The 16,841-nt window shown below is 69.2% G+C and carries 14 protein-coding genes; 1 reads left to right on the top strand and 13 read right to left on the bottom strand.

Annotation, left to right across the window (positions count from 1 at the left end):
• Window positions 1–71: 71 nt before the first annotated feature.
• The 4 genes from CS062_RS07150 to glf all read right to left on the bottom strand — a co-directional run bounded on the left by CS062_RS07150 (window position 72) and on the right by glf (window position 5,220).
• Window positions 72–1,007, bottom strand: coding sequence for a dioxygenase family protein (locus tag CS062_RS07150; protein WP_099860779.1), 936 nt, complete (start codon window positions 1,005–1,007; stop codon window positions 72–74).
• Between the two features lie 162 nt (window positions 1,008–1,169).
• On the bottom strand, window positions 1,170–3,116 hold the full coding sequence (msbA, locus tag CS062_RS07145) for a lipid A export permease/ATP-binding protein MsbA (RefSeq protein WP_099860778.1): 1,947 nt from the start codon (window positions 3,114–3,116) through the stop codon (window positions 1,170–1,172).
• A gap of 121 nt (window positions 3,117–3,237) precedes the next feature.
• The gene (locus tag CS062_RS07140) at window positions 3,238–4,110 is read right to left on the bottom strand and encodes a hypothetical protein (RefSeq protein WP_099860777.1); all 873 of its coding nucleotides are present in this window, start codon (window positions 4,108–4,110) and stop codon (window positions 3,238–3,240) included.
• A gap of 6 nt (window positions 4,111–4,116) precedes the next feature.
• Window positions 4,117–5,220 carry a UDP-galactopyranose mutase gene (glf, locus tag CS062_RS07135; protein WP_099860775.1) on the bottom strand — a complete coding sequence of 368 codons (1,104 nt, stop codon included), beginning with the start codon at window positions 5,218–5,220 and terminating at the stop codon, window positions 4,117–4,119.
• A gap of 480 nt (window positions 5,221–5,700) precedes the next feature.
• Between glf and CS062_RS07130 the strand changes: the two genes are divergently transcribed.
• Window positions 5,701–6,834, top strand: coding sequence for a glycosyltransferase (locus CS062_RS07130; RefSeq protein ID WP_099860774.1), 1,134 nt, complete (start codon window positions 5,701–5,703; stop codon window positions 6,832–6,834).
• A 46-nt stretch (window positions 6,835–6,880) separates the two neighbouring features.
• Here the strand turns inward: CS062_RS07130 and CS062_RS07125 are convergent, their stop codons facing one another.
• The 9 genes from CS062_RS07125 to pheA form a co-directional block, all read right to left on the bottom strand.
• Complete coding sequence (locus CS062_RS07125; protein WP_233217955.1) at window positions 6,881–7,957, bottom strand: glycosyltransferase family 2 protein; 1,077 nt, start codon at window positions 7,955–7,957, stop codon at window positions 6,881–6,883.
• A gap of 7 nt (window positions 7,958–7,964) precedes the next feature.
• Window positions 7,965–8,744: a glycosyltransferase gene (locus CS062_RS07120; protein WP_099860772.1), complete on the bottom strand. Its 780-nt coding sequence runs from the start codon at window positions 8,742–8,744 to the stop codon at window positions 7,965–7,967.
• A 16-nt stretch (window positions 8,745–8,760) separates the two neighbouring features.
• Window positions 8,761–9,918, bottom strand: coding sequence for a lipopolysaccharide assembly protein LapB (gene lapB / locus CS062_RS07115; RefSeq protein ID WP_099860770.1), 1,158 nt, complete (start codon window positions 9,916–9,918; stop codon window positions 8,761–8,763).
• Window positions 9,908–10,207, bottom strand: coding sequence for a LapA family protein (locus CS062_RS07110; protein ID WP_091733220.1), 300 nt, complete (start codon window positions 10,205–10,207; stop codon window positions 9,908–9,910). The genes lapB and CS062_RS07110 overlap by 11 nt, the downstream gene beginning before the upstream one ends.
• A 145-nt stretch (window positions 10,208–10,352) precedes the next feature.
• Window positions 10,353–10,667, bottom strand: coding sequence for an integration host factor subunit beta (locus tag CS062_RS07105; RefSeq protein WP_088403971.1), 315 nt, complete (start codon window positions 10,665–10,667; stop codon window positions 10,353–10,355).
• Window positions 10,668–10,843: 176 nt separating this feature from the next.
• Complete coding sequence (gene rpsA, locus CS062_RS07100) at window positions 10,844–12,529, bottom strand: 30S ribosomal protein S1 (RefSeq protein ID WP_099860769.1); 1,686 nt, start codon at window positions 12,527–12,529, stop codon at window positions 10,844–10,846.
• Between the two features lie 188 nt (window positions 12,530–12,717).
• On the bottom strand, window positions 12,718–14,739 hold the full coding sequence (locus CS062_RS07095; protein WP_099860848.1) for a bifunctional 3-phosphoshikimate 1-carboxyvinyltransferase/cytidylate kinase: 2,022 nt from the start codon (window positions 14,737–14,739) through the stop codon (window positions 12,718–12,720).
• Between the two features lie 44 nt (window positions 14,740–14,783).
• Entirely contained in the window at window positions 14,784–15,674 is an 891-nt protein-coding gene (locus CS062_RS07090) for a prephenate dehydrogenase (protein ID WP_099860767.1), read from the bottom strand.
• Window positions 15,675–15,707: 33 nt separating this feature from the next.
• Complete coding sequence (pheA, locus tag CS062_RS07085; protein ID WP_099860846.1) at window positions 15,708–16,808, bottom strand: prephenate dehydratase; 1,101 nt, start codon at window positions 16,806–16,808, stop codon at window positions 15,708–15,710.
• Window positions 16,809–16,841 lie beyond the last annotated feature (33 nt).

Below are 16,841 nucleotides of genomic sequence, written 5' to 3'. Positions count from 1 at the left end.
CATGCCGGCCCGAGCCACGGACGATACACCGCGCATTCCGTCGTCGGCAGGGGGCAGCATGGGCAGGGCTCTCACGCAGAGATGCCCACCGTCAGCGTCGCGGTGTAGCCGTTGGTGACGTCGCCGCTGAGCGTGGCGAGCTGCGTCGTGTAGCCGTCGCTGAAGACGTTGTCGGTCGAGAAGCTGATCCGGTTGAAGTTGGTCAGGCTGCTGCTGTAGCCCGATGCGGTGCTGTAGACCGTCGTGCAGACGTCGGTCGGGAACGCGATCTGCGAGGTCTTGATCTTGTTGGCGTAGGAGGTGGCCGCGCTGGCGCTCGGATAGACCTCGAAATGCATGTGGGGCATGCGGCCGTCGTAGCAGCCCGGGAAGATGGTGGTGAAGGTGACCGTGCCGTCGCTGCCGGTGCTTTGCACGCCGCGCAGGTAGTTCTCGTTGACGATGCTCGAGCTGTACAGCGAGTAGCGGCCCTCGCGGTCGCAGTGCCACAGGTAGATCGCGTAGCCCGACAGGTCGGCGCAGCTGCTGTTGGTGTTGACCAGGTCGATGGTCAGCGTCAGCGGCACGCCGCCGGCCGTGCCGCTGGCGGTGCCGATGCTGCTGCGGATGTCGCTGCGCAGAATGCCGCTGAGCGCCAATGCGTTGGTCACGCCGCTGCCGTTGCTGTTGGAGCCGTCGCCGGGATAGGGGCCGGCGGTCTCCTCCGGGATGACCGAGCAACTGCTCGTGGTGCCCGTCGAGCCGGTGGATCCCGTCGAACCCGTCGAGCCGGTCGAGCCGGTGGATCCGGTGGAGCCCGTGCTCACGGTGCTGGTCCCGGCGTCCGAGCCGCCTCCGCCGCAGCCGATCAGCGACAGGCCGCCGATGCCCGCGATGCCGGCCAGCAGGCCCAGGGCACGGCGGCGCTGCTGCAGCACGGCGAGGTCGTGCGCAAGGCCACCGTCATGGTCGTGGCCGTCGTGGTGCGCTGGCTCGTGGGAACCGGGGGTGTGGCGGTGAGGCTGCATGCGGGACTCCTGAAGGGGATGTCCCGCATTGGAACGAGCGGCTTTGTCCTGCGCTTATCGTCTTTGTGTCAAGGCCGACAAGCAGTGAAACAGGCCGGGCCGGCGGCGGCGCGGCGTGTCCGATGTGTTTGCCGCCAGCGAAGCACCTGACGGCAAGCGTCCTCAGTGCTGGACCTTCACCATGCCGGCGTAGACACCGTCCCGCGCCATCAGCGCGTCGTGGTCGCCGGACTCGACGACCTGGCCGTCGGCCAGCACCTGGATGCAGTCGGCGCGGCGGATCGTCGACAGCCGGTGCGCGATCACGATCAGCGTCTTGCGACCCTGCCACTGCTCCAGCGCCTGCTGCACGGCGCGCTCGCTCTCGGTGTCGAGCGCGGAGGTCGCCTCGTCGAAGATCCAGACCGGCGCGTCCTTGTACAGCGCCCGGGCGATCGCCAGGCGCTGCCGCTGGCCGCCCGACAGCTTGCTGCCGTTGGCGCCCACCGTCGTGTCCAGCCCCTCGGGCAGCGACTGGACGAAGTCCCACAGCGCCGCCGCCCGCAGCACCTGCTCGAGCTTGGCATCGTCGCGTTCCTGCGCGTAGGCGATGTTGTCGGCGATCGAGAGGTCGAAGAGCACGATATCCTGCGACACCACCGCGAACTGGCGCCGCAGGTTGGCCTTGGTCAGCTCGTCGATCGGCACGCCGTCCAGCAGGATGCGCCCGCTGTCCGGCCGCTCGAAGCCGAGCAGCAGGTTCACCACCGAGGTCTTGCCCGCGCCCGAACTGCCGACCAGCGCCGTCGTGCGGCCCGCCGGGATGTGCAGGTCCATGGCCGCGAGCGCATCGCGGTTGGCGCCGGGATAACGCAGGGTGACCTGCTGCAGGGCGATGTCGCCGCGCACGTCGCGCAGTTCGCGGGTGCCGGTGTCGGGCTCGGGCGGCGTGTCCAGCAGGCCCATGCAGCCGCGCGCCACGACCAGCGCGTTGGTGATGGGCTGCATCACGTCGCTGAGGTGGCGCAGGCGCGAGCTCATGAAGAGCAGCGCGGCGACGAAGGAGGCGAACTCGCCGACGCCGGTCCCGTTCACCCGCGACTGGTACAGCGCCAGGCTGACGATGATCGAGATGCCGACGCTGGCCATCAACTGCGACAGCGGCTGCGCCATCGCATTGGAGGCGGCCGTCTTCAGCGTGCTGCGCTGCACCTCGCGGGCCCGCTCGGCGAAGCGGCGGCGCTCGTAGTCGGCGGCGTCGAAGCTGCGCACCACGCGCCAGGCGCGGGTGACGTCCTCGATCACCGAGACCAGCCGCAGCTGCGCGTCATAGGCCCAGCTGCCCATGCGCCGCACCCGCCGGTTGACCTTGCGCACGACGAAGGCCAGCCCCGGCACGGTGATCAGCGACAGCAGCGTCAGCTTCCAGTTGATGAAGAACAGGTAGCCCATCAGCGCCAGTGCCGGCAGGCCGTCGCGCAGGATGGTGATCAGCGCGCCGGCGATCAGCGTGACGACATGCTGCGGATCGTTGACGACCTTGGTGACCGCGGTGGCCGGCTGCAGGCTGGTGTAGACGCGGGCATCCGCGCGCAGCAGCACCTGCAGCAGCGCGGTGCGGATGTCCATCACCGTGCGGGAGATCGTCCAGTTCAGCATGTACTGGCCGCAGAAGGTGAACAACCCGCGCGCGGCGAACAGGCCGATCAGGACGATCGGCACCATCCAGATCGGGAAGCTGTAGTTCAGGTTGACCTCGGCCATCGAGGGCCGGGACGGCGAGGAGGCCGCGGACGCGGGTGGCGCGACGGCCGTGGCCGATGCCGCCGATGCGATCGACGTGGCCGCTGCCGGTGACATCGCTGAAGCGGCAGGCGTCACCGCTGCGGCCGAGGTGGCCGGCGCGGCGCCCGGGACCGCGAAGCCGGCGACATTCGTGGGCTTGGCATTGAAGCCCTCGCCGAGCGCGTAGCCCAGCAGCTTGGGGATCAGCGGCTCGGTCGAGGCCACCAGGACGAAGGCGATGACCGACAGCAGCAGGCCCCAGCGGTGGGGCTTCATGAAGCGCCAGAGGCGGCTCGCGGTGGGGCCGAGCGGTTCGGTGTCTTTGGCGGAAGCTTGATCGGTCATGGCGCAGGCCGGCGCCGGGCGCGAGATGCCGGCTCCGGCCAGGGGATCGAAGGAGGAAGCGGCGATTGTGCCGGAGTCCCGGACCGCCCTGGATCAGGCGGGCGCGGGCGCGATGGGGGGCTCAGCGGCAGTCGTCGAGCCAGTCCGCCACCACCCGGGCGACGCGTCGCTTCCACCGCACCCACTTGTTGGGGGTCTCCCGACGCACGAAGGTGCGGTGATACCAGGCGCTGGTCAGCAGTTGGGGCGCTTCACGGGCGATCAGGTCCAGGCTGGCCTGGCGCAGGATCTGCCGTTCCTGCCAGGCGGTGCGACCGTTGCGGTAGACCTTCCCGCCGCTGGTCACCGGGCGGCGATGGCTGGCCATCACCGCGTCCAGCAGCGCGGTGCGCGTCTGGCCACGCAACTGCTGGAGCGTCGGGATCATGAAGCGGTCCAGACCCCAGGACGAGATGTTGTCCTGGTAATGCGCGCGGGCGGCCATGAACAGCTCGCCCCGGTAGAACGGCATCATCACCTCGACCCAATCCACCTCCCGGTAGATGCGGTGCGGCTGATGCCGCATCCAGTGATGGGAGTACGGGCTGTCGTGGCTCAGCGAGGGCGAGAACACGTCCAGCCGCTCGCACCGGCCCAGGTGCAGCGCGGTGTTGATCTGCGTGACGGAGAGCAGGATGTCGTCGTCGATCACGCCCACGTACTCGGGCCACGGCCCGGTCGCGGGGTCCGCGGCGGTCGCGGCCAGGTGGTCGGCGAGGTGCCTGTAGATCTCGCCCTTGCACTCGGTCGCCGCGGCCAGCACGGTGACCGCCTGGCCGCGCAGCTCGCGCCGGCCGGGCGCCTGGCGGCCGGTGTAGTCGAACAGGATCCAGTCGAATTCGGGTGTGGCGTCCAGGTGGACCAGGCCCAGCGGCAGGCTGACGCCATCCCAGGAGACCAGGACGAGCGGGCGCCGGACCGCATCGCGCGGCCGGTCTTCGGAATACAAGCTCATCGGTGTTCAGGCCTGCGGCGCTTCCAGCAGGTCCTGCGCCGTCTTCAGGGCGGCGGCGACGATCTGGTCCATGTTGTAGTAGCGATACTGCGCCAGGCGGCCGACGAAGGTGACGCCCTCGGCCTTCTCCGCCATCTCGGCATAGCGCTTGTAGAGCGCCTCGTTCTCGGGCCGCGGCACCGGGTAATAGGGATCGCCTTCGGCCTGCGGGTACTCGCGCACGATCGACGTGCCGGCATGCGTCTCGCCGGTCAGGTGCTTGAACTCGGTGATGCGGGTGTAATCGTGGTCGTTGGGATAGTTGACCGTGCCCACCGGCTGCACCTGCGTCGTGGTGGGCAGGTGCTCATGGTCGAAGCGCAGGCTGCGGTAGGGCAGCGGGCCGTGGCAGTGACCGAAGAACGCATCGATCGGGCCGGTGTAGATGATGTGCGCGCCGGGGAAGTCGCCGCGCACGTCCTGGAAGTCCACGCCGGTGCGGACCGTGATGGCCGGATGGTCCAGCAGCCGCTCGAACATCGCGGTGTACCCGTCCGCCGGCATGAACTGGAAGGTGTCGCCGAAGTAGCGGTCGTCGTCGTTGCTGCGCGTCGGGATTCGAGCCGCCACACCGGCCGAGAGCTGCGACAGGTCCAGCCCCCACTGCTTCTTCGTGTAGCCGCGGAAAAACTTGTCGCACAGGTCGCGGCCGACACTGTTCAGCACCACGTCCTCGCTGGTCTGGATCGGGTCCCGGGGCTCGCGCACCGTCTCCAGGTAGCCCTGCACCTCGTCCTCGGTCAGCGACAGGCCGTAGAGCTGGTTGATCGTCGTGCGGTTGATCGGGATCGGGAGCAGCTGCTCGCCGACCTTGGCCAGCACCCGGTGCTCGTAGAAGCGCCAGGTGGTGAAGCGCGACAGAAACTCGAAGACCTTCTTTGCATTCGTGTGGAAGATATGCGGACCATAGGGGTGGATCAGCACGCCATGCGCATCGCGCTCGTCGTAGGCATTGCCACCGATGTGCGGCCGCTTGTCGATCACGTGGACGGTCTTGCCCGCATCGGCCAGCACGCGCGCACAGACCGAACCGGCGAAGCCGGCGCCGACAATCAGGTAATCAGTCTTCATGGTTCGGCCTCGCGGCCGTCTCCTGCTTCTGGATATGGGGCGGATTGTGGCCGCGCCGGGCGGGAAGGGGTCTCGGAAAGAACCCAGTTTTGGGGCGGATTCTCGTGGAGCTTTGGGTGGACCTGGCGCCGGAGACCGGAGACCGAGGACCGCCCCGCCTGGCGGCGGAGCCGGTGCCCCTTCTCGCTCAATCTCCTGCGCGCAGCTCGGAATTCGCTCCAAGGGGCACCGGCTCCGCCGCCAGGCTCCAGCAGACGCCGTGCCCGCCACCCTCGCCATCCATCACGATCGTCCTCCGTCCTCCGTCCTCCGTCCATCCGTCCATCCGTCCATCCGTCCATCCGTCCATCGGTCCATCGGTCCATCGGTCCATCGGTCCATCGGTCCATCGGTCCATCGGTCCATCGGGCCGTGGGCTGTGGGCTGTGGGCTGTGGGCACGAGCGGTCGGTAACCGAACGTGCGCCGATACACTGCCGCGATGCTCCCATCCTCCCCGAGCGCGACGTCGGCGCCCCCGCGCCGCCGCGTGCTGCACTTCGTCACCGGCGGCTTCTCGGGCGCCACGCAGGTGGCCGTCGACCTGTGCCTGGCCCAGCTGCACAGCGCCCGCATCGAGCCCATCCTCGTGCTGCGTCGCAAGCAGCGCACCGAGAACGCCACCAAGCTCGCCCGCATCCAGGCGCTCCGCGATCAGGGGCTGCCGGTTCATGTCGTACCGGGCTGGGCGCATCTGATCACCGTCTGGGCGCTGCGCCGCCTGTGCGAACGCCTGCGGCCCGACGTGGTGGTGGCGCATGGATTCCCCGAGCACCTGCTCGGTCGCCGCGCCGGGCGTCTGGCCGGCGTGCCGGCCCTGGTGCAGGTCGAGCACAACTCGCGCGAGCGCTACACCCCGTGCGCACGCGCGCAGGCACGCCGCCTCAGCGCCGTGAGCGCCCGGCTGGTCGGCGTGTCGGAAGGCGTGCGACGACGCCTGGTCGACCTGGGCATGCCGGAAGAGAAGACCACTGCCATCCCGAATGGCATCCGCCTCGACCGCTTCGCCGCCGCGGACGCGCTGCCGGCGAGCATGCGCGAGCCCGGCATCGTGATGTCAGCCCGCTTCGCGCGCCAGAAGGATCCGCAGACGCTGATCCGCGCGCTCGCGGTGCTGCGCGAGCGCGGTCTGCGGCCGGTGCTTCAACTCGCCGGCGGCGGCAAGGCGTCGTATCGCCGCGCCACCGAGCGGCTGACCCGCCAGCTGGGCCTGGACGGGCAGGTCCGCTTCCTCGGGCATCACGGCGATGTGCCGGGCCTGTTGATGAGCCAGCGGATCTTCGTGCTGTCGACGCACTGGGAAGGCATGCCGCTGGCCCTGCTGGAAGCGATGGCGGCGGGCTGCGCCTGCGTGGCCTCGCTGGTGCCCGGCGTGGAAGGCGTGCTGGAGGAAGGGCGCACCGGGCTGCTGGTGCCGGAGGCCGACCCGGTTGCGCTCGCCGACGCGCTGGAGCGCCTGCTGCGGGACCCGGAACTGGCCGGCCGTCTGGGCACGGCGGCACGGGCGCGCGCCATCGAGGAGCATGGCGTCGATCTGATGATGCGTCGCTACGAGGACCTGCTGCTGTCGCTGTGAGCCGGTCCGCGAGGCCTTCGAGCGACGCGCTTCCCGGCTTGGCGGTTCAGGCCGCCGCCGCCGCGCGCGGCCCTTCGGCGCGGCGCAGCCAGTAGCGCAGGCGCAGCGCGCGGACGAACCAGCCGCGCCGCTTGTAGGCCCGATCGAGCTCGCGCAGCGCGATCGGCGAGGCCTCCTCGAAGGCCTGACGGAACATCGCGACCGCGCTGGTGCAGCCCTCGGGCAGCGCCTTGTCCGCCATGCGCGAGGCGCCGATGAAGTTGCGCGCGGCGAAGTGGGCCCAGGCGAACAGGGCGTCGTCGTCGAGCCCCTTGCCGGCGGCCGCGTCGCGCAGGTTCGCGAGCGCATGGGCCAGGTGCTCGGCCTTGGTGAGGTTGGGCGTGGCCAGGATCGAGCCCTGACGCTGGCGGTAGGCCACCCAGACCGCCGGCTCGTACCACGCGGTGTCGGCCAGCAGCGCCAGGAAGGGCGTGGTGGCCATGTCCTCGAAGTAGCGGCCGACCGGGAAGCGCAACTGCTCGCCCCACAGGCTGCGTCGAGCGATCTTGGACCAGCTGTGCATCTGCCCGGCCTCGAAGAGCCCGCGCAGCAGCCGCGACGGGGCGCGAAGCAACTGGCGCTCCGGGCCGAAGAAGGTGCGCCGGTGCATCTCGCCCCGCAGCTTGTGCTTGAGCTTGACGCGCTCGCGCAGCATGAAGAAGTCGCACAGCACCAGCGAAGGCGCGTGCTCCCGGATCACCGCGCGCAGGCGCGGGATGGCGCCGGGCATCAGGTAATCGTCGGAATCGAGGAACCAGACGTAGTCGCCGCGCGCCGCCTGCAGCATCGTGTTGCGCGCGCCGGAAAGCCCCTGGTTCTGCGCATGGAACAGCCCCCACACACGCACCGGCCCGGACGCATGCGCGGCCACCAGTTCACGCACCAGCGCGTCGGAGCCGTCGGTGGAGCAGTCGTCGACCATCAGGACCTCGATCCCGTCGTCGGCTTGCGCGAGCACCGAGTCCAGGCACTCGCGCAGGTAGTCCTTGACGTTGTGGACCGGAATCAGCACCGACAGCCAGGGCGGCGGCGCGCCGGCATCCTCGGTCATGCCCGGGGACGGGAGATCGGAAGGGCTGCTCATCGGCGCCTCACTCATGCCAGTGGTCGGCGATCCACGCCGCGGGTTTCGGGCGGCGCCAGTTGCCGTTGCTGCGGCCGGCCAGCGCGTCGGGCGGATTCATGACGCCGTGGAAGATCAGGATCCGCGCGCCGTCCGGGATGAACGGCGCCTTGAAGTAGTTCATCGGCCAGCGCGGGATGCTGTGGTACTTGAAGCTCGCGCACCAGCGCGCGTCCCAGTAGCTCAACAGCCCCTTCTTGTGCATCTCGTCGGAGAGGTAGGCCTGTTCGTTGCGGAACTTCGCGCGGATGGCGTCGAAATCACGGCGGAAGGTGGCCAGCACATCCGGGTGGGCGCCCAACGTGAAGCGGTAGACCGAGGAGTTGCCGGTGATGCGCCAGGGGCGCTTCCAGTCGTGAATGATCAGGAATTCGCCCGGCACCTCGAAGAAGGGGGTGATGTCGTCGACGATCACCACGTCCAGATCGAGGAAGAGCGCGGTGCCGCTCAGGCCGTACTGGGTGACCAGGTCGTCGCTGAAGGTGGTCAGCTTGGTCCAGCCGCGTTCCGGACTGCCGGGCGGCAGGTCCAGTGGCGGGATCGGCCGGCATTCGACCTCCGGCCGTATGCCGTCGGTGCGGTCGGTCAGGCAGACAAAGCGGAAGTCGCCGCGCAGGTGCCGGCGCACCATCGCGTACAGGCGATTGACGTACTCGGGGCCGTACTTGGTGCCCCACTTCATGCAGAGGATGACGCGGTCGCCGCCCGAGGCCGCGGCGGGCGGCGGGGTGGTCGCGGGGGAGCTCATCGGTGTGGTCATCGGCTCAGAGCTCTTCGACGTGACGGGGCGGGTAGCTGTCCCAGCTGAGGCAGCCGGGGCATTGCCAGAAATAGTGCTGCGACTCGAAGCCGCAGGCGGCGCAGCGGTAGCGCTGCAGCGGTCGGACCGCGCGTTGCAGCGCGGTGCCGACGAGCTGGGCCTCGTCGTCGTCCAACGGCTGCTGGCGCGCCTGGCTCTGCTGCAGCAGCTGCGTCGCGGCGGACAGCGCCGGCTCGACCCGCAGGTGCTCGGCCAGTCGCCGGCGCTGGGCCTCGGGCGCCGGCTCGAGCAGCGCGATCGCCTGCAGCAGGGCCATGCTCGGATGGCGGCGGTACTGGGCCTCGATCAGCGCCAGCGCCTGCACCGAGGTGCCGGTCGCTTGCGCCGCCTGGGCATAGTCGCGCGCGACCAGATTGAAGGCGTCCGGATTGGCTCTCAGCAGCTCGGCATACAGGGCCATCGCACCCGCCTGATCGCCTTGGCGCGCGAGCATCTGTCCCAGCAGCACATAGGCGCGCGCGGACTGCGGGGCGCGGGCGCGGGCCTGGTCCAGCCAGCGGCGGGCCTGGGCCACATCCTGGCGGGCCTGCGCCTCCAGGGCCAGTTCGCACCAGTAGTTGGCGATGCGGCTGGCGAAGCTGCCGGTGCCGGCGGCCTCGAGCTGCTCGGAGACCTCCGCCGCCTTGGCCCATTCGCGCGAGCGCTCGTACAGCGACAGCAGCGCCAGCGCCGCCTCATGGTCGAACGCGGTGCCCTTGAGCGCCTCGTAGGCCGTCTCGGCGCGGTCGAACAGCCCGGCCTTGAAGAAGTCCTGCGCGAGCGCGTACTGCGCGCGGTCGCGTTCGGACTTGGGCAGGTCGCCGCGCGAGAGCAGGTGCTGGTGCACCCGCACCGCGCGCTCGTACTCGCCACGGCGCCGGAACAGGTTGCCCAGCGCGAAGTGCAGCTCGGAGGTGTCGGGATCGGCCTGCACCGCCTCGATGAAGGCGTCGATGGCCTTGTCCTGCTGCTCGTTGAGCAGGAGGTTCAAGCCCTTGAAGTAGGCGCGGGGGGCGTCGCGCTGTTCACGCTTCCACTGGCGCGAGTCCAGCTTGGAGGCGAGCCAGCCCAGGCCGAAGACCAGGGGGACGCCGATCAGCAGCCAGCTCAGATCAAATTCCATCGGGGATCTTGGGGTCGTTGGCGGAGGCGGTCGCCGCGGAAGGCGGCAGGTCGTCCGCCGGAGGGAGCGAGCGCGCGGCGGCGCGCTTGTGGCGCCACCAGGCCGGGATCATCGCCAGCACGCCGAAGGCGCAGCCCAACCCGAAGGTCAGCAGCACCACGATCACCAGGGGAGCGCGCCATGCCTGGCCGAAGAACCAGTGCACGACGATCTCCTGGCTGTTGTTCAGCGCGAAGGCGAACAGGCAGAAGAACAGGAAGGCGCGGAAGAGCCAGACCAGGATTCGCATGGGGGGCGATTCTAGGCGCGTGCGCGCTGCGCCAAGCCCAGTGCATGACGTTCGGCAGGGCGAGTGGACCGCCCGGGGCGGCCCGCGTCGGAGGGACGAAAAAAAAGCGCCGCGATGCGCGGCGCTCCTGCCAGGGGGGAGAGGCTCAGGCGGCCTGCTGGTCCTCGTCCGTGACGGGCAGTTGCGCGTCGACGGCTTCGCGCAGGGCCTTGCCCGGCTTGAAGTGCGGCACCAGCTTCTCGGGAATCAGCACCTGCTCGCCGCTGCGCGGATTGCGGCCCATGCGCGGCGGGCGACGGTTGATCGAGAAGCTGCCGAAGCCGCGAATCTCGATGCGGTGGCCGCGGGCCAGCGCATCGGACATCGCGTCCAGGATGGTCTTGACCGCGAACTCGGTGTCTCGCTGCGTGAGTTGGCCGAAGCGCTCGGACAAGTGGGCCACCAGGTCGGATCGGGTCATGGTCGTCAGCATCTGAAGAAAAACAGGCTCGCTGCGGAGCGAGCCTGTCGAAGCGCTTGAGCGTCGGTTTGGCGTGTCTGCGGCGGTCAGGCTAACTCAGCCCGCCGCCGACCAGAACAAGGGATTCTCTTGAGCCCGGACACCACGCTGCGCGTGGCGCCCAGGTCCCGCGAGGATCAGCCGTTGTTCTGGTTGTCCAGCTTGGCGCGCAGCAGGGCGCCCAGGCTCGTCGTGCCGGCGTTCTCACGCTCGTTCGACTGCGACAGGCGCTGCATGGCTTGCTGTTCGTCGGCGTTGTCCTTCGCCTTGATCGACAGCTGGATGCTGCGCGACTTGCGGTCGACGTTGATGATCACGGCCGAGACTTCGTCGCCTTCCTTCAGCACGTTGCGGGCATCTTCCACGCGGTCGCGGGCGATTTCCGAAGCGCGCAGGTAGCCGGTGACGTCCTCGCCCAGATCGATCTCCGCGCCACGCGCGTCGACGGTCTTGACCTTGCCGGTCACGGTCATGCCACGGTCGTTCACCGACACGAAGGTCGAGAACGGATCGCCGTCCAGCTGCTTGATGCCCAGCGAGATGCGCTCACGCTCGACGTCCACCGCCAGCACGATGGCGTCGACTTCCTGGCCCTTCTTGTAGTTGCGGACGGCGGTTTCACCCGGCTCGTTCCACGACAGGTCGGACAGGTGCACCAGGCCGTCGATGCCCTGGGCCAGGCCCACGAACACGCCGAAGTCGGTGATCGACTTGATCGGGCCCTTGACGCGGTCGCCACGCTTGACGTTCTCGGCGAACTCTTCCCACGGGTTGGCGCGGCACTGCTTCATGCCCAGCGAGATGCGACGCTTGTCTTCGTCGATCTCCAGGACCATGACTTCCACTTCGTCGCCCAGCGAGACGACCTTGGAAGGCGCCACGTTCTTGTTGGTCCAGTCCATTTCGGAGACGTGCACCAGGCCTTCGATGCCCGGCTCGATCTCGACGAACGCGCCGTAGTCGGCGATGTTGGTGACCTTGCCGAACAGGCGGGTGTTGGCCGGGTAGCGGCGCGACACACCGAACCACGGGTCGTCGCCCAGCTGCTTCAGGCCCAGCGAGACGCGGTTCTTCTCGGCGTCGAACTTCAGGACCTTGGCGGTCAGTTCCTGGCCGACCGTCACCACTTCGCTCGGGTGACGGACACGGCGCCAGGCCATGTCGGTGATGTGCAGCAGGCCGTCGATGCCGCCCAGGTCCACGAACGCACCGTACTCGGTGATGTTCTTGACCACGCCGTTGACGATGGCGCCTTCGGTCAGCGTCTCGAGCAGCTTGGCGCGCTCTTCACCCATGGAGGCCTCGACCACCGCGCGACGCGACAGCACAACGTTGTTGCGCTTGCGGTCCAGCTTGATGACCTTGAATTCCATGGTCTTGCCCTCGAACGGGCTCATGTCCTTCACCGGGCGGGTGTCCAGCAGCGAACCGGGCAGGAAGGCGCGGATGCCGTTGACCAGGACGGTCAGGCCGCCCTTGACCTTGCCGGAGACGGTGCCGGTCACGAAATCGCCCGACTCCAGGGCGGTTTCCAGCGACAGCCACGAGGCCAGGCGCTTGGCCTTGTCGCGCGACAGGATGGTGTCGCCGTAGCCGTTCTCGATCGCGTCGATCGCCACCGAGATGAAATCGCCGACCTGGACTTCGACTTCGCCCTGGTCGTTCTTGAATTCGTCGACGGGCACGTAGGCTTCGGACTTCAGGCCGGCGTTGACGACCACGAAGTTGTGCTCGATGCGGACGACTTCAGCCGAGATGACCTCGCCGGCGCGCATGTTCGACTTCTGCAGCGATTCCTCGAAGAGGGCGGCGAAAGATTCCATTTGGGACATGTGAGATTTCCTTGCCAGGCACAGAGCGTCCGGCGGCTTGATGCGTCAAGCGGCCTGATCCGAGAGGTGCGAAGGCTTGTGTTGCAAGCGGACTTGCGGGTTAGGTTGTCGAATGCGTCACCCCCAGTGGACTGGCGTCCGGAGGGAGGGGTGACGCTCCTGTGTTCGCGCGCTGGGCCTCAGGCCTTGAACGGACGGCGCTCCTGCCACCAGCTCAGCACCAGATCACGGGATTCCCCAATGGTCTGCTGCGAGTTGTCCAGCTCGATCGCGTCCGCGGCAGCCTGCAGCGGAGACGCGCTGCGACCCTTGTCGCGTGCGTCCCGCGCTTCCAGATCAGCGCGCAAGCTGTCGATATTAGCCGAAATGCCCTTGGAAATCAATTGCTTGTAGCGCCGCTCGGCGCGCGTGGCGGCGCTCGCGGTCAGGAAGACCTTCAGCGGCGCGGCCGGGAAGATCGCCGTGCCCATGTCGCGTCCGTCGGCCACCAGGCCGGGCAGGCGGCGGAAGTTCAGCTGCAGCTGGTGCAGCGCGCGACGCACCTCCGGATGGGCGCCGACCTGCGAGGCCATCAGCCCGGTCGCTTCCTGGCGCAGGTCGGCCGAGACGTCCTCCTCGTCCAGCAGCACCCGGCCCGATTCGAACTTCAGGTCCAGCGTCGGCACCAGCGCCGCGACCGCCTCGCCGTCGTCGAGGTCCACATGGTGGCGGGAGGCGGCCAGCCCGGTCACCCGGTACAGCGCGCCCGAGTCGAGCACGTCATAGCCCAGCGCCTGGGCGACCTCGTCGGTCAGCGTGCCCTTGCCCGAGGCGGTGGGGCCGTCGATCGTGATGACGGGGATGTCCTCGACGTTGGCGCGTACCACGCCGAACAGCGTCTCGAAATAGTCCGGGAAGGTCTTGGCGACGCATTGCGGATCCAGGATGCGCACCGGCACGGCGGGACCCTGGCGGTCGTCCTGCAAGCCGTTGAAGGCCGCCAGCGAGAAGCACATCGCGACGCGGTGGTCGTCGTAGGTGTGGATGGCCGCCGGGTTCCAGGCCTTGAGCGGATGCACGCGCAGCCAGTCCGGGCCTTCCTCGACCTGCGCGCCGAGCTTGCGCAGCTCGGTCGCCATCGCGGCGATGCGGTCGGTCTCCTTCACGCGCCAGGAGGCGATGTTGCGCAGCGTCGTCGGGCCGTCGGCGTACAGGGCCATCACCGCCAGCGTCATCGCGGCGTCGGGGATGTGGTTGCAGTCCAGGTCCAGCGCCTTCAGCGGCCAGGCGCCGCGGCGGACCTCCAGCCAGTTCGGGCCGATGTCGACCTGCGCGCCCATCGCCTGCGCCGCCTCGACGAAACGGACGTCGCCCTGCACCGAGCTCGATCCGACGCCTTCGATGCGCACCGGCGCGTCGGTGGCGGCGATCGCGCCGAGCGCGACGAAATAGGACGCCGACGACGCGTCGCCCTCGACATGCACCTCGCCCGGCGAGCGGTAGCGGCTGCCGGCAGGAATCACGAAACGCTGCCAGTCGTCGTCGCGCTGGACGTGGACGCCGAAGCGGGCCAGCAGCTCCAGCGTGATGTGGACATAGGGCTTGGAGATCAGCTCGCCGGTGACCTCGATGACGAGGTCCCGCTCCGCGACCAGGGGCAGGGCGAGCAGCAGCGCGGTCAGGAACTGGCTCGACACATCGCCGCGCACGCGGACCGGCGCGTCCAGCGTCAGCGTCGCCGGCCCGTTGAGCCGCAGCGGCGGATAGCCCTCCTGGCCGAGGCAGTCGATCGGACAGCCCAGCGCGCGCAGCGCGTCGACCAGGTCGCCGATCGGGCGCTCATGCATGCGGGGCACGCCGGAGAGTTCGAACTCGCCGCCCTGCGTCGCCGCCAGCAGCGCCAGCGCCGCGGTCAGCGGCCGCATCGCCGTGCCGGCGTTGCCCAGGAAGAGCTTGGTCTGCCGGGCCTGCAGCCGGCCGCCGATGCCGGTCACCGACAGCACGCCGTCCGCGCCGGTCTCGAGCTGGCAGCCCAGCTCGCGCAATGCGGCCAGCATGACCTTGGTGTCGTCCGAGGCCAGCAGGTCGTGCACCCGGGTCACGCCCTCGGACAGGCCTGCCAGCAGCAGCACCCGGTTGGAGATGCTCTTGGAGCCGGGCAGGGAGACGGTGCCCGCCGCGCCGCGCAGCGGGGGCAGGTCCAGGAAGGGAATCTTGTACATGGCGCGGTGGGCGCGCGGCGCGCCGCGCACGGGGAAGGGGGAGGTTATTTGGACTTCGACGGCGGCGCGGCCGGGGCGCCGGCCTGCCATTGGGCGCGGCCTTCGGAGGCCTGCCGGATCATCGTCTCGAGCGCGTGCGCGTCGCCCTGGCGGATCGCCTGCTCCATCTGGTCCAGCACCTCGCGGAAGCGCTGCGACTGCGTCAACAGGTCCTGCTTGTTGGCCATCAGGATGTCGCGCCAGATCGTCGGATCGCTGGCGGCGATCCGGGTGAAGTCGCGGAAGCCCGGCCCGGCCAGGCTGAGGAAATCACGACCCGAGGGCTGTCTGGCGACCGAGCTGAAGTAGGCGTAGGCCAGCAGGTGCGGCAGGTGGCTGACGGCGGCGAAAGCCTCGTCATGGTGGTGAGGCGCCATCTTGAGCACCTGCGACCCCAGCGCCGACCAGACGTCGGTGGCCTTCTGCACCATCTCCGGCCGGGTCTGCTCCAGGGGCGTCAGGATGACCTGGCGGCCCTGGTACAGCGAGGCATCGGCATGCTGCACGCCAGCGCTCTCCTTGCCGGCGATCGGGTGCGCGGGCACGAAGCTGGGGAACTGCTTGCCCAGCGCGCGCTTGGCCGCGTCGACGACGTCGCTCTTGGTCGAGCCCACGTCCATCAGCAGCACGTCGGCCCGCACGAGGTGGCGGATGGCCTTGAACGTGGACTCGGTCGCGGCGACCGGCACCGCCACCAGCACGATGTCCGAACCGGACACGGCCAGCAGCGCCGATTCGGCGGCGATGTCGATCACGCCCATGCGGCGGGCAGTGTCGGTCGTCGACGGGCTCTTGCTGTAGCCCACCACCCGGCGCACCAGGCCGGCTTTCTTCATGGCCAGCGCGAACGAGCCGCCCATCAGGCCGCAACCGATCACGCCGAGTTGGTTGTACATCGCGAGGAACCTCTTTCGCTCAAGACGTCAGCGTCAGGACTTCAGCGGGTAGGCGCCGATGACCTTGTAGAACGCGCACAGCTCCCGCAGCTCCGCCAGCGCCGACGCGACGTGCGGCTGCGACGGGTGGCCATCCAGGTCGATGTAGAAGTAGTACTCCCACTGACCGGTGCGGGCCGGACGCGACTCCAGGCGGGTCATGGACACGCCGTGCGTCTTCAACGGCACCAGCAGATCATGCATCGCGCCCGGCCGGTTCGCCACGGAGACGATGAGGCTGGTGCAGTCGCGCCCCGTGGCCGGGGGGGTGGCCATGGTCTGCGGCAGGCAGATCACGGCGAAACGGGTGCGGTTGTAGGCCTCGTCCTGCACCGCGTGCGCGGTGATGTGCAGGCCGAACAAGGTCGCCGCGCGCTCGCTGGCGATCGCGGCATAGGCCGGGTTCTGGGCCGCCAGCCGCGCGCCTTCGGCATTGCTGGACACGGCGCGGCGCTCGGCGTTGGGCAGGTGCTTGGACAGCCAGTTCTGGCACTGCGCCAGCGCCTGGGGATGGGCCAGCACCGCCTCGACGCCTTCCAGCGAGTTCTCCTTGCGCAGCAGGTTGTGGCGGATCAGCAGGCTGACCTCGCCCACCACATGCGTGGGGGTATGCAGGAACAGGTCGAGCGAGCGCGTCACCACGCCCTCGGTCATGTTCTCGACGCCGACGACGCCGTACTGCGCGCTGCCGGAGGCGGTGGCGTGGAAGACCTCGTCGAAGCTGTTGCAGTAGATCAGGTCGGCGGCGCCGCCGAAGTACTCGATCGCGGCCTGCTCGCAGAAAGTGCCGAAGGGACCCAGCACCGCGACCCGCTGCGGCGACTCCAGCGCAAGGCAGGCGGACATGATCTCGCGCCAGATCGCGGCGACGTGCTCGCCCTTGAGCGGGCCCTGGTTGGCCGCCTTGATCTTGGCGATGACCTGCGCGACGCGGTCGGGGCGGAAGAAGGGCGTGCCGTCGCGGCGCTTGATTTCGCCGACCTGCTCGGCCACATGGGCGCGCTGGTTCAGCAGCGTCAGCAGCTGGCTGTCGAGTGCGTCGATCTGGTCGCGCAGGGCAAGCAGTTCGGGGTCGGCCACCGGCGCCGGCGGCATCGGGGGCGCGGCCGGATCGTCGGGGGCGGGCGT

The sequence above is a fragment of the Roseateles chitinivorans genome (genome assembly GCF_002761755.1).
Taxonomy (GTDB): Bacteria; Pseudomonadota; Gammaproteobacteria; order Burkholderiales; family Burkholderiaceae_C; genus Roseateles; species Roseateles chitinivorans.
This window is presented reverse-complemented; position numbering and strand designations above follow the sequence as displayed.